The sequence below is a fragment of the Saccharothrix sp. AJ9571 genome, assembly GCF_021725495.1.
GTDB classification, from domain to species: domain Bacteria; phylum Actinomycetota; class Actinomycetes; order Mycobacteriales; family Pseudonocardiaceae; genus Amycolatopsis; species Amycolatopsis magusensis.
Genome location: NZ_CP091382.1, coordinates 1,304,911 through 1,317,160, shown reverse-complemented (window position 1 = coordinate 1,317,160; position 12,250 = coordinate 1,304,911). Strand labels below are relative to the sequence as shown.

Annotated in this window: 12 protein-coding genes; 9 read left to right on the top strand and 3 right to left on the bottom strand. The window is 72.5% G+C overall.

The genetic code is table 11. The features are described from left to right. The first annotated feature begins 65 nt into the window (after positions 1 to 65). The 6 genes from L3Q67_RS05250 (at position 66) to nudC (ending at position 7,596) form a co-directional block, all read left to right on the top strand. Entirely contained in the window at positions 66 to 893 is an 828-nt protein-coding gene (locus L3Q67_RS05250) for an RDD family protein (RefSeq protein ID WP_499188463.1), read from the top strand. An 87-nt stretch (positions 894 to 980) separates the two neighbouring features. Beyond that, a complete protein-coding gene (locus L3Q67_RS05245; protein WP_499188462.1) occupies positions 981 to 2,645 on the top strand; it encodes a DUF2207 domain-containing protein in 1,665 nt (554 codons plus the stop codon). Further along, the gene (locus tag L3Q67_RS05240) at positions 2,642 to 3,907 is read left to right on the top strand and encodes a DUF2207 domain-containing protein (protein ID WP_499188461.1); all 1,266 of its coding nucleotides are present in this window, start codon (positions 2,642 to 2,644) and stop codon (positions 3,905 to 3,907) included. The genes L3Q67_RS05245 and L3Q67_RS05240 overlap by 4 nt, the downstream gene beginning before the upstream one ends. Before the next feature lie 10 nt (positions 3,908 to 3,917). Then, on the top strand, positions 3,918 to 5,204 hold the full coding sequence (locus L3Q67_RS05235) for a M16 family metallopeptidase (RefSeq protein ID WP_499188460.1): 1,287 nt from the start codon (positions 3,918 to 3,920) through the stop codon (positions 5,202 to 5,204). Then, positions 5,201 to 6,586, top strand: coding sequence for a M16 family metallopeptidase (locus L3Q67_RS05230; RefSeq protein WP_499188459.1), 1,386 nt, complete (start codon positions 5,201 to 5,203; stop codon positions 6,584 to 6,586). The genes L3Q67_RS05235 and L3Q67_RS05230 overlap by 4 nt, the downstream gene beginning before the upstream one ends. Continuing rightward, positions 6,583 to 7,596: an NAD(+) diphosphatase gene (gene nudC / locus L3Q67_RS05225; RefSeq protein WP_499188458.1), complete on the top strand. Its 1,014-nt coding sequence runs from the start codon at positions 6,583 to 6,585 to the stop codon at positions 7,594 to 7,596. Before L3Q67_RS05230 ends, nudC begins: the two co-directional genes overlap by 4 nt. Before the next feature lie 81 nt (positions 7,597 to 7,677). On the opposite strand, the gene L3Q67_RS05220 is transcribed toward nudC, so the two are convergent. From L3Q67_RS05220 to L3Q67_RS05210, 3 genes are read right to left on the bottom strand one after another with little or no spacing between them, the layout of a single operon-like run. Then, positions 7,678 to 8,763 (bottom strand): bifunctional RNase H/acid phosphatase, encoded by a 1,086-nt coding sequence (locus L3Q67_RS05220; RefSeq protein WP_499191433.1) that lies wholly within the window; start codon positions 8,761 to 8,763, stop codon positions 7,678 to 7,680. 2 nt (positions 8,764 to 8,765) lie between these two features. Next, the gene (locus L3Q67_RS05215) at positions 8,766 to 9,503 is read right to left on the bottom strand and encodes a zinc ribbon domain-containing protein (protein WP_499188457.1); all 738 of its coding nucleotides are present in this window, start codon (positions 9,501 to 9,503) and stop codon (positions 8,766 to 8,768) included. Between the two features lie 25 nt (positions 9,504 to 9,528). After that, positions 9,529 to 10,341, bottom strand: a complete 813-nt coding sequence (locus L3Q67_RS05210) for a Nif3-like dinuclear metal center hexameric protein (RefSeq protein ID WP_499188456.1) — start codon at positions 10,339 to 10,341, stop codon at positions 9,529 to 9,531. Between the two features lie 32 nt (positions 10,342 to 10,373). On the opposite strand from L3Q67_RS05210, the gene L3Q67_RS05205 reads away from it, so the two are divergent. The 3 genes from L3Q67_RS05205 to L3Q67_RS05195 are packed head-to-tail and all read left to right on the top strand — an operon-like array spanning position 10,374 to position 12,218. After that, positions 10,374 to 10,931 (top strand): chorismate mutase family protein, encoded by a 558-nt coding sequence (locus tag L3Q67_RS05205; protein WP_499188455.1) that lies wholly within the window; start codon positions 10,374 to 10,376, stop codon positions 10,929 to 10,931. 55 nt (positions 10,932 to 10,986) lie between these two features. Next, positions 10,987 to 11,400 carry a low molecular weight phosphatase family protein gene (locus L3Q67_RS05200; protein WP_499191432.1) on the top strand — a complete coding sequence of 138 codons (414 nt, stop codon included), beginning with the start codon at positions 10,987 to 10,989 and terminating at the stop codon, positions 11,398 to 11,400. Beyond that, a complete protein-coding gene (locus L3Q67_RS05195; RefSeq protein WP_499188454.1) occupies positions 11,397 to 12,218 on the top strand; it encodes a fructosamine kinase family protein in 822 nt (273 codons plus the stop codon). Before L3Q67_RS05200 ends, L3Q67_RS05195 begins: the two co-directional genes overlap by 4 nt. The last annotated feature ends 32 nt before the right edge of the window (positions 12,219 to 12,250 follow it).

The window sequence follows — 12,250 nt, the reverse complement described above, 5'->3', positions numbered from 1 at the left end:
CCTCGGTTCCAGTCCGTCCGACAGTACTACTCTCGGGCCGAACCCAATGCCTGCGAGGGAGCGCGATGTCCGAACTGGTCACCGGGGACGCCGTGGTGCTGCGGCTGCGCGTCGCCGCCGTGCCCACCCGCTGCCTGGCCTTCCTGCTCGACGTCCTGTTGCAGGCCGCGGTGTTGTTCGGGCTGCTGCTGGTCGCCGGACTGGCGCTGGCCACCACGCTCGACGAGGCGCTGTTCCTCACCGTCTCGCTGGTGCTGGTGGTGCTCACCCTGGTCGGCTACCCGGTGGCGATGGAAAGCCTGTCGGGCGGCCGCACCCTCGGCAAGATGGCGCTGGGCCTGCGTGTGGTCCGCGACGACGGTGGCCCGATCCGGTTCCGCCACGCGCTCACCCGCGGCCTGGCCGGGTTCTTCGTCGACTTCTGGGCGCTCGGCCTGGCCGGCGCGGTGGCGCTGGTGGTCGCCTTCCTCTCCGGCCGCGGCAAGCGGGTCGGTGACTACCTGGCGGGCACCGTGGTGATCTCCGAGCGCACCCCGGCCGCGGTCACGCCGGTGATCGTGATGCCGCCCGGCCTGGAGAGCTGGGCCGCGCACCTGGACCTCGCGCACCTGCCGGACGACGCCGCGCTGCGGGCACGCCAGTACCTCGGCCGCTGGAGCGACTTCAGCGAGGACGCCAGGTCGCAGCTCGGCTTCCAGATCTCCCGCGAGATCGCCGACGCCATCGGGACGCCGGTGCCGCCCGGCATGCCGTACTGGACCTACTTGTCCGCCGTGCTCGCGGAACGACGGCGGCGTGATCACGCCCAGGCGTGGGCCCAGCAGCCGCCCGGTCCCACGCTGCCGCCGCCCGGGCCGCCGTCCGGCGCGCAACCCTTCGCCCCGCCGAGCTGAGCCGTGGGGACCATGAGGACGAACGCCGGTAAAAATACTTCGCGAAACGGACCGCGGTTCCCGTGGCGTGGTCTAGGGTCTAGCACCGTGTTCAAGCATGTGGGGGCCGTCGCCGCCGCGGTCGCGTTCGTGCTGGGCGGCGGCGCGGCCGCCGGGGCCCAGGAGCAGCCGGAGAGCCAGGAGGACGCCGGCGTCACCGTCGGGGTCGAGGTGAAGGTCGAGCCGGACGGCCTGCTGTCGGTGGTCGAGACGGTGACCGTCCCGAGTGGACAGGAAGCCACCCGGCACGCTCCGTTGCGCCTGCTCGTCGGCGAGGACACCGAGCGGGTGTTCTCCGTCCGCGACGTCACCACCGACGGCGCCGGGGCCGCCGAGGTGGCCGGGGACGAGTTCGTCATCCGCGCCCCGGAGGGCAAGACCACCGTCCAGTACACAGTGGACGGAGCGGTGGCCGAGCTGCGCGACCAGCAGGAGATCCGCTGGCGGCTGGCCGGTGGCTGGGACACCGAGCTGGCCGAGGTCACCGGGTCCTTCGCCGCGCCGGTGCCGGAGGCGTCCTCGATCCGCTGCCTCGCCGGTGGGTCCGGCCGCCAGTGCGAGTCGGCCGAGACCGTCGACGGCGGCGTGATCAAGATCGAGCAAAGTGGACTCGAGGCCGGTGACCCGGTCGATCTGGCGGTCGGCCTGCCTTCGGCCACCGTGCCCGCGAACGCGCGGTTCGCCGACACGGCCACCCTGGCGAACGCCTTCGTGCTGACCACCACCGCGGTCTTCGGCTTCACCCTCGCCGGGCTGGGGATCCTGCTGTGGTGCGGATTCCTGTTCTGGAGCCGCCGCCGGGACGCGAGCGTCCCCGACGCGCCAGCCGAGCCGTCGAAGATCCTGGTGCACGAGGACGACCGCGTCTTCTTCGCCTCGCCGGACGGGGTGCTGCCCGGTCAGGTCGGCACCATCGTCGACGGCAAGGCGGACGTGGTCGACGTGACCGCCACCGTGGTCGACCTCGCCGTGCGCAACTACCTGCTGATCGCCCCGGTGCGCGACGCCGACGGCATCACCGACTGGCGCATCTCCCGCCGCAACGACCCCGACGAGAGCCTGCACCCCTACGAGCGCGCGGTGTTCCAGGCCGTGCTGCCCTCGGGTGCCGACACCTCGCTGCTGTCCGAACTGCGGACCGGACGCGGGCTCGACCTCAAGCCGTTCGACGAGGCGATGTACGCCGACGTGGTCGCGCGCGGCTGGTTCTCCCGAAGCCCCGGCCCCGGCCGCGGCTTCGCCGGACTGGCAGGCGTGGTGCTGGCGCTGCTCGGTTTCCTGCTCACCGTGGTGCTCGCACTGTCCGAAGGGGACGCACTGCTCGGGCTCGCGCTGATCGTGTTCGGCCTGGCGATCAGCGCCGGTGCCGGGCTGCTGCCCAGGCGCACCGCCCGCGGGCGCGCGCTCGCCGGGCAGATCCGCGGCCTCATCGGCTACCTGCAGAGCGTCCCGGCCGACGAGATCCCCGACGCGGACCGCGAACTCGTGTTCTCGCGTTCGCTGCCCTACGCCGTGGTGCTCGGGGAGACCGAACGCTGGCTCAACACCTTCGCCGACCTCGATCCGGAGGCCGACGGCGCGGCCGGGCTGTACTGGTTCGGCGGCCTCGAAGGGGAACGCGACCTCAAACGGCTCGGCACGCACCTGCCCGCACTCCTGACCGCACTGGACGGCGTGCTCGCCGAGGCAGGGCACCTCCGGTCGTTGCGTTGATCGCGCTCGTCGCCGCGACGCTGCTCGCGGCCACCCCACCGCTGCCGACGCTGCCGCAGAGCGCGGAGATCGAACTGCGGGTCGAGCGCGACGGCGCGCTCACCGTCACCGAGGCGCTCTCCGCGACCGAGCCGATGACGCGTGAGCTGCCGCTGCGCCAGCCGATCGGCGGGGACCAGGACCGGGTGCTCACCGTCCGGGACGTGGTCATCGAGGGCGACGGGCACGCCGAGCTGACCGCCGAGGCGTTCACCGTGGAGCTGTCCGGCACGGCGGTGGTCCGGTACACGGTGGACGGGGCGCTCACGGCGAGCCCGGTCGGCCCGCAGGTGTCCTGGTCGCTGGCGCAGGGCTGGAACACCGAGCTGAAGTTCGTCCGCGCTTCGCTGGCGGCGCCCAAGATCCCGGAGGCGGTCCGCTGCGTCGCGGGCCCGAAGCCGTGCCTGGCCGCGCAGATCGACCACGTCGGCCTGACCCGGTTCAGCCACCGCAACCTCGCGCCGGGGCAGCGGATGATGATCACCGTCGAGCTGCCGCCGGACTCGGTTCCGGCGAACGAGCGGCTCGTGCCGTCCGCGACGCTCGGCGGTGCCTTCCTGCTGACCGCGCCGGTCGCCTGGGCGTGGGCTGCGCTCGGGTTCCTGGTGCTCTGCTGGGCCGGGGCGATCGTCTTCCTGCGGCGCTGGTGGCCGTCCCGGGCGTCGGACGGTCATCCGCCCGGGTACGCGGGCACGCTCGCCGACGGCCGCACCGACGCGATGGACGCCGCCCTGACCGTCGCCGACCTCCGCGACCGCGGCCACCTGACCGCCACGGACCGGACGCTGACCCGCACCGAGTCCGGCGAGCCGCTGCGAGAGTTCGAGCAGGTCGTGCTGGATCAGGTGTTCGCCAGTGGAGAACGAGTACAGACAGACGAGGTGCGGATCTACCTGGCCGAACTCGACCGGTTCGTCCGCGCCGACCTCCGGCGCGACGGCCTCCTGCGCACCCCGCGCCTGCGGCGGGCCGGGGTCCGGATCATCTTCTACGGCCTCTTCCTGACCGCGCTGCTCGCGCTGACCGTGGGATATGCCCAGCTCGGCGTGGTGCTGTCGGTCGCGGGGGCGGCTCTCGCGCTCGGTGCGGCGGCGCTCCCGGCCCGCACGGTGAAGGGCACGGCCGCGCTGCGCGGGCTCGCCGAGCGGTACCGGCCGGGCGCGGCCGACGAGTTGGTATCGGCCCTCGCCGGTCGCTCCCACCGTGACCGGGCTAACCCGTAGGGTGGCGGTCATGGCCGTACCCGAGCTACACAGGTTCAAGTTGGACAACGGGCTGCGCGTGGTGCTCGCGCCGGACCCGACCGCACCGGTGGTCGGTGTCAGCGTGCACTACGACGTGGGCTTCCGCTCCGAGCCCGAGGGACGCACCGGGTTCGCGCACCTGTTCGAGCATCTGATGTTCCAGGGCAGCGAGAGCCTCGAGAAGCTGGCCCACTTCCGGCACGTGCAGTCCAGTGGCGGCACCTTCAACGGGTCCACGCACCCGGACTACACCGACTACTACGAGGTGCTGCCGGCCGCGGCGCTCGAACGGGCGCTGTTCCTCGAAGCCGACCGCATGCGCGCGCCGAAGCTGACGCAGGAGAACCTGGCGAACCAGATCGACGTGGTGAAGGAGGAGATCCGCCTCAACGTGCTGAACCGGCCGTACGGCGGGTTCCCCTGGATCCTGCTGCCGCCGGTGCTGTACTCCACCTTCGCCAACGCGCACAACGGCTACGGCGACTTCGTCGACCTCGAGCAGGCCACGCTCGACGACTGCGCCGCCTTCTTCGACACCTTCTACGCCCCGGCCAACGCGGTGCTCACCGTGGCCGGTGACTTCGAGGTCGACCGGGCACGCGAACTGGTCGAGAAGCACTTCGGCGACGTGCCGTTCCGCCCGGCCCCGCCGCGCCGCTCGTTCGCCGAGCCGCGGCCGACCGAGGAGCTGCGCGGGCACCACACCGACCCGCACGCCCCGCTGCCCGCGCTGGCCGTCGGCTACCGCATGCCCGACCCGGTCGGCGAGCTGGACGCCTACCTGGCGAACCTGGTGCTCGCCGGGATCCTGACCGACGGCGACGGCTCGCGGCTGCAGCAGCGGCTGGTCCACCGCGACGCCATCGTCACCGACATCGGCGCCGGCGCCGGGCTGTTCGGCCCGTTCGAGGCCCGTGACCCGGACACCTTCTCGATCACCGCGATCCACGCCCCGGACGTCACCGGTGACCGCGTGCTCAAGGCCATCGACGAGGAGATCGACCTGCTGGCGGCCACGCCGCCGGACGCGCGCGAACTGGCCAGGGTGACCTCGCGCTGGGCCGCGGGCATGCACTCCGAGCACGACCGGATGGTCTCGCGCACGCTCGCGCTGGGTTCCTTCGAACTGCTCTACGGCGACGCGAGCCTGGTGCACGGCCTGGCCGACCGGTTCGCCGCGGTCACCGCGGACGACGTCGCCGCCGCGGCCAAGGCGCTGCGCCCCGATTCACGTGCGGTGCTGGTCGTCCAGCCCGAGCAGGGAGGAAGCAAGTGACCGCCGTCGAGCGCACGGACCACCGCAGTGCCGAGGAGATCGGCCGCACCGAACGCGGCCCGCGCCCGGTACCCCCGCTCGGCGAGCAGCGCGCCGCCGCCGATCTGTCCCATGTGGACACGAAGCTGGCGAACGGGCTGCGCGTGCTGGCCGTGCGCAAGGACACCGTGCCGCTGGTCGAACTCCGGCTGAGCATTCCCTTCGCCGGCACCGATCCACTGCACCCGGCCACCGCCGAGGTGCTGGCCGAGACCATCATCACCGGCACCGCCCGCCGCGACCGGGTGGCCATCGACACCGAGCTCGCGCTGATCGGTGGCGAGCTGAGCACCGTGGTCGACCCGGAGCGGCTGGCGCTCAGCGCGAGCGCGCTGGCCAGCGGGTTGCCCACGCTGCTCGACGTGGTCGCCGACCTGCTCACCGAGGCGTCCTACGCCGACGCCGAGGTGGCCAGGGAGTCGGCACGGCTGATCGAGCGGCTGGCCATCGCCCGCACGCAGCCGCGCACGATCGCCCGCGAAGCCCTGCAGCGCAGGCGGTACGGCAACCACCCGGCCACCTTCGAGGTGCCGCAGGCCGAGGACGTGACCAAGGTGGACCCGGCGGGCGTGCGTCAGTTGCACGCCGATGCGGTGCTGCCGAAGAACTCCACCATGGTGATCGTCGGGGATATCGACCCGGAGCAGGTCGTCGCCGATCTCGAGCGCGCGCTGAGCGGCTGGGCCTCGGACAAGGCGGCCACCGTGCTGCCGGACCTGCCCGAGCTGACCGGCGGTGACGTGCTGCTGGTGCCGCGACCGGGCGCGGTGCAGTCGCAGCTGCGGCTGTCCGCGCAGGCGCTGCGCCGCACCGACCCGCGGTACGCGCACCTGCAACTGGCGAACCTGGCCTACGGCGGGTACTTCTCCTCGCGCCTGGTGGAGAACATCCGCGAGGACAAGGGGTACACCTACAGCGCGCACTCCGGCTTCGAGTTCACCGGCAACTCCGCCACGCTGCTCGTCGACGCGGACACCGCCACCGACGTGACCGCCGCGGCCCTGCTGGAGACCAGGTACGAACTGGCCAGGCTCGGGCTGGTGCCGCCGACCGCCGACGAGGTGGAATCGGTGCGCCAGTACGCGATCGGCTCGCTCGGCATCTCCACCTCCTCGCAGACCGGGCTCGCCGGGCAGCTCTCCGCGCTGGCGCAGGCCGGGCTCGGCTTCGAGTGGCTGGCCGGGCACCCGGAGCGGCTGGCCGCGGTCACCGCGGAGGAGGTCGCCGAGGCGGCACTGGACTTCTTCGCCCCGAACCGGTTCACCGGGGTGGTCGTCGGTGACGCCGACACCATCGGCCGCAGGCTCCAGTCGCTCGGCGGGGTCACGATCGGAGAGGTATGACCCAGCCCTTCCAGCTCGACCGGCTGCCGACGCTCTCCCGGTCCACTGTGGACCGTCAGGAGAACCTGCGCGGTGACCCGGAACGGCTGCACGCCCGCTGGTCCGACGCGCGGGTGGTGTTGCTGGACGCCAAGTCCGGCCGCACCCCCGTGCCGCGGGACGGCGACGCGCTGGCCACGCGCAAGGCGGTGTCCTTCGGGGACGTGCCGCCGGAAGACGCCGCCTTCCTCGGTGAATGGGAGGGCGTGGACTACTGGACGCTGCCCGGCACGCCGCCGGAGAACGGCGAGTGGGTGACGCTGACCGGCAGCTGGGGCCTGCGCGACCAGGCACCGCTGGCCGACGGCGAGGTCTGGGTGGACCTGCGCGGCCACGGCGATCTGCTCGACGACACTTCGGCCGGGCTGTTCACCACGGCGATGGCGTTGCGGAACTGGCACCACCGCGCGGGTTTCTGCGCGCGGTGCGGTGGCACGACCGAGCTGGCGCAGTTCGGGTGGGCGACCAAGTGCACCCGGTGCGGGCACGAGGAATACCCGCGCACGGACCCGGCGGTCATCTGCCTGGTGCACGATGATGTCGGCGTCAACGGCGAGCGCGTGCTGCTGGCCCGCCAGCCGACCTGGCCGCCGGGGCGGTACTCGATCCTGGCGGGGTTCGTCGAAGCCGGGGAGTCGCTGGAAGGCTGTGCGGAGCGGGAGATCCGCGAGGAGGTCGGCGCCGAGGTCTGGGCGATCCGGTACCTGGGGAGCCAGCCGTGGCCGTTCCCGCGGTCGATCATGCTCGGCTTCACCGCCCGCGCCGACGCGTCGAAGCCCCTGGTGCCGGCGGACGGCGAGATCGAGTCGGCGCGCTGGGTCACCCGGGCGGAGGTGCTCGAAGCCTTCGAACTGGGCCGCGGCAGCCGTCCCGACCCGGAGGACCCGGAATTCGACCCGGACCGCCTGGTCATGCCGGGCAACTCCTCCATCGCCCGCGTCATGCTGGAAGCCTGGGCCGCCTCCTCCTGAATGCTATGAGTGGGGCATTACTTGCGTAGAACGCTAGTAATGCCCCACTCATAGCGTTGGCCGTGGGGGAGGTGCCGGGGCCTAGGTGAGGTGGGAGATGTCGTTCGCCAGGCGGACCGAGGCGTTGCCGTCCGGGTAGAACTCCACAATGGACAGCGAGGCCAGGTCCAGGTGCAGCCGGTACAGCAGCGACGGCCCGGCGTCCAGGCCCAGCCGCAGCAGCGACTTGATCGGCGTGACGTGGCTGACCACCACGACCGTGCGCCCGGCGAACCGCTCGACCAGGTCGTCGCGCACCGCGCGCACGCGCCGGTGCACCACGTCGAAGCTTTCGCCGCCCGGTGCGGGGACGGACGAATCGCTGATCCAGTTCGAGTGCAGGTCCGGGTCGCGTTGGGCGGCTTCGGCGAAGGTCAGCCCTTCCCAGCTGCCGAAATCCGTCTCGATCAGGCCCTGGTGGGTTTCGACCCGGCCGCCCAGCGCGTCGGCGACAGCCTGCGCGGTCTGCTGGGTGCGCAGCAGCGGTGATGCGATCACCGGCGACGGCTCGCCGTCGACGATCAGCCCGTCCATGCCCGCGAGCCGCTTCGCCGCGGCGTCGGCCTGGCGGCGGCCGTGTTCGGTGAGCGGGACGTCGCCGCGCCCGGAATACCGGCGCTCCACCGACATCTCGGTCTGACCGTGGCGCAGCAGGAGCAGTTTCGTCGGCGTGCCGACCGCACCACTCCACTTCGCCGGGGACACGCGATCCTGCGTCTTCGGCGGTTTGCCCGCCTGGGTGTCCATCGCTTCGTTGGCGAGGCGGTCCGCGTGGGAGTTGCTCGCGCGCGGGATCCATTCGTACCGCACGCGCTCGAAGCTTTCCGACAGTTCCCGCGCCCGCGCGGCCAGCGGCTGCAGGTCCGGGTGCTTGATCTTCCAGCGCCCGGACATCTGCTCGACCACCAGCTTCGAGTCCATCCGGATGTCCACAGTGGACGCGCCGAGCTCCGCGGCGGCGGCCAGCCCGGCGAGCAGGCCGGAGTATTCGGCGAAGTTGTTGGTCGCCACGCCGAGCCCGTCCCGGCGCTCGGCGAGCACCTCACCGGTCTCGGCGTCCTTGACCACCGCGCCGTACCCGGCGGGCCCCGGGTTGCCCCGCGAACCGCCGTCGGCCTCGACGACCACCCTCACAGACCGGACTCCATGGTGCGCACCAGGATCGCGTTGCAGTTCTCGCACTGCACGATCTCGTCCTCGGGCATGGTCTTGATCTCCGAGACGGTCGAGCGGTCCAGGTCCAGGTGGCAGGCCCCGCAGCGGCGGGAACGCAGCAGCGCCGCACCGATGCCGCGCTGCGCGCGCACCCGTTCGTAGAGCTTGACCAGCGGCTCCGGGAACTTCGGCGCCAGCTCGGCGCGGTCCTGCTCGCGGCGCGCCTGCGTGGTGTCGATGTCCTTGAGCGTCTCGTCCCGGCGACGGCCGGCGTGCTCCAGCTGCTCGGTGACCTTGTCCACCTCGGCACCGGTGCGCTGGGCGTCCAGATCGAGCGCCTCGCGGCGTTCCATCAGCTCCAGCAGGTCGTCTTCGAGGGCGTTCTGGCGGCGCTGCAGGCTTTCCAGCTCGTGCTGCAGCTCGGTCAGCTGCTTGGCGCCGACCGCGCCGGACGCCATCGCCTTGCGGTCCTTGTCGGTCCTGGTGCGCACGGAGTCGATCTCGCGTTCCTGGCGGGCCACCTCGCGATCGAGGTCCGAAGCGCTGGTCTGCACGGAGACCAGCGCGTCCTTCTTCGCCTGCAGTTCCTGTTCCAGCTCGGCGATCTCGGCCAGCTCCGGCAGCGTGCGGCGCCGGTGGGCCAGCCGCGACAGCTCCGCGTCGACCTTGGCGAGCTCCAGCAGGCGGCGTTGCACGGCGGGTTCGGCCTTCACGGTGTCGTCAACTCCCTCAGAAACTTCAAGCGCGGATCGTCCACGGGTCGGTGCACCGCGTGGAGACGTGGATGTCGACGTTACCGGCAAGCGCGTGCCGCATCACGGCCGAGGCTTGCCCGCACCAGGGCCATTCGCTGGCCCAGTGGGTCAAGCCGACCAGCGCGGGCACGGACGGCCCGGCTTCGAGGTGCTCCCCGGCGGGGTGGTGGCGCAGATCGGCGGTGACGTAGGCGTCCACCCCGGCGGCGGTCGCGGCGCCGAGGTAGCTGTCACCGGAACCACCGGACACCGCCACCGTGCGGATCTCGCGGCCCGGGTCGCCGGCGCCGTAGACCCCGGCGCGGGTTCGCGGCAGCGCGGCGGACACCCGCTCGACGAACCGCTGGAACGGCTCCGGCTCGGGGAGTTCACCGATGCGGCCGAGCCCGGTGACGCTGTCCTCCCGCGTCGGCGCGAGCGGCCTCAGCACCCGCAGGCCGATCGCCTCGGCGAGCGCGTCGGAGACCCCGGGGCTGGCGGAGTCGGCGTTCGTGTGCGCGCAGAACAAGGCCATGCCCGCGCGGATCATCCGGTGCACGAGCTTGCCCTTGGTGGTGTCGGCCGGCACCCCGTGCACGCCCTTGAGCAGCAGCGGGTGGTGCGCGACGATCAGGTCCGCGCCCAGCTCCAGCGCCTCGTCGACGGTGGCGGCCACCGGGTCCACGCAGACCAGCACCCGCGTCACCTGTTCGGTGGGATCCCCGCAGACCAGGCCGACCGCGTCCCACGGTTCGGCCAGTTCAGGCGGGTAGGCGGTCTCGAGCGCGGTGATGACGTCGGCGAGCTGGACAGGCATGCCGGTGATCCTCGCATGTAGCGTGCTGGTCCATGCGCCGTCGGTTCACCACCGTCCTGCTCACCGCCGCCTTCCTGCTGACCGCGCCCGCCGCGGTGGCCGCGCCGCCCGCGCTGTACCCGCTGACCGAGCTGTCCGGTGAGCGCGTGCAGATCGCGAACAAGATCGCCGCCGCGAAGTTCGGCACCCAGCCCATCGACGATCCGGTGCGCGAGCAGCAGATCCTCGACGGGGTGGCGGCCAAGGCACCCGGGCTCGGGCTGGACCCGGCCGCCGCGGTCGAGTTCTTCCGCGACCAGATCGAGGCGAACAAGGTGGTCCAGCGCGGGCTGTACGACTACTGGACGGCGAACCCCGAGCAGGCGCCGACCCACCGCCCCGACCTGCCGACCGGGATCCGGCCGGTGATCGACCGGATCAACGAGGGGCTGCTCACCGAGCTGGCGGCCACTTCGGCCATTCGCGCCCAGCCGTCGTGCGGGGTGCGGCTGGCGCTGGCGATCCGGGCGGTCGATCGCGAGCTGAACTTCTACGAGCTGCACCGGCGTGCCCTCCGCCGATCACTGGACTCCGCCTGCGAGGGACACTAGCGGGGTGAGTCTCCACGTGTCTTTCGTCTGCTCGGGCAACATCTGCCGCTCACCCATGGCGGCGCTGGTCTTCCGCGAGCAGTTGCGCCGGGCCGGGCTGGCCGACCGGGTGCGGGTGAGCAGCGCGGGCATCGGCCCGTGGCACGTCGGCGAGCCCGCCGACGGCCGGGCGCGCGCGACGCTGACCGCCGCCGGGTACCCGGTCGACCACATCGCCGCACAGGTCGACGCCGACCACCTCGCCGCGGACCTGCTGCTGGCGGCCGACCAGAGCCACTTCGCCGAGCTGCGCCGCAAGGTCGACGACCCGGAACGGGTGCGGCTGCTGCGTGACTTCGACCCGTCCGCCGGGCCGGACGCCGAGGTGCCGGACCCGTACTACGGCGGCAACGACGGGTTCACCGACGTCCTGGGCATGATCGAGCGGAGCATGCCCGGACTGCTGGACTGGGTGCGCGAGCGGCTGTGAAGGCGGTCGAGCGGCTGCTGGGGGAGCCGGTCACGCGGTCGTCCCCGCTCGGTGGCGCGGCCTATCGGGTCGAGACCGGCTCGCGGATCGTGGTCGCCAAGCGGGGGCCGGTCCAGGCCGAGGCCGCAGGGCTGCGGTGGCTCGCGGAGTACGGCGACGTCCCGGTGCCGGAGGTGCTCGCTGCGGATGATGAGTGGTTGATCACCTCGTACGTCGAGAGCGGCAGCCCTAGCGCTGGGGCCGCCGAGGAGTTCGGGCGGGGGCTCGCGGCTTTGCACGCACGGGGTGCCGAGGCGTTCGGCGCGCCGCCGCCGGGTGGTCCGGTCGACGCGTGGATCGGGCCGGAGCCGATGCGCAACGTCGGGCACGAGAGGTGGGCCTCCTTCTACGCCGCCGAGCGGATCTCGCCGTATGTGCGGTCCGCGGCGGACCGGGGGTTGTACGGACGTGACGAGGTCGCGGTCTTCGAGGGGCTTTGCCGTCGGCTCGACGAGCTGGGGGTGCCCGAGGAACCACCGGCCCGGCTGCACGGCGACGCGTGGAGCGGGAACGTGCTGTGGTCGGCGGACGGCCGGGTGTGGCTGATCGATCCGGCCGCGCACGGTGGTCACCGGGAGGGGGATCTGGCGATGCTGGCGCTGTTCGGCACGCCCCAGCTGGACCGGATCCTCGCCGCGTACGACGAGGCCGCGCCGCTGGGCGACGGGTGGCGCGAGCGGGTCGGGCTGCACCAGTTGTTCCCCTTGTTGGTGCACGCCGCGGCCTTCGGCGGTGGGTACGCGGGGCAGGCGCTGGCCATCGCACGCGGGGTTGGGTGAACGTGACGCGGGCGACGGCTTACGGTTGAGGG

Coding starts and splice junctions, on each gene's coding strand:
- L3Q67_RS05205 (WP_499188455.1), top strand. CDS start 10,374: ATGCGCCGTCGGTTCACCACCGTCCTGCTCACCGCCGCCTTCCTGCTG.
- L3Q67_RS05250 (WP_499188463.1), top strand. CDS start 66: ATGTCCGAACTGGTCACCGGGGACGCCGTGGTGCTGCGGCTGCGCGTC.
- L3Q67_RS05200 (WP_499191432.1), top strand. CDS start 10,987: ATGGCGGCGCTGGTCTTCCGCGAGCAGTTGCGCCGGGCCGGGCTGGCC.
- nudC (WP_499188458.1), top strand. CDS start 6,583: ATGACCCAGCCCTTCCAGCTCGACCGGCTGCCGACGCTCTCCCGGTCC.
- L3Q67_RS05235 (WP_499188460.1), top strand. CDS start 3,918: ATGGCCGTACCCGAGCTACACAGGTTCAAGTTGGACAACGGGCTGCGC.
- L3Q67_RS05210 (WP_499188456.1), bottom strand. CDS start 10,341: ATGCCTGTCCAGCTCGCCGACGTCATCACCGCGCTCGAGACCGCCTAC.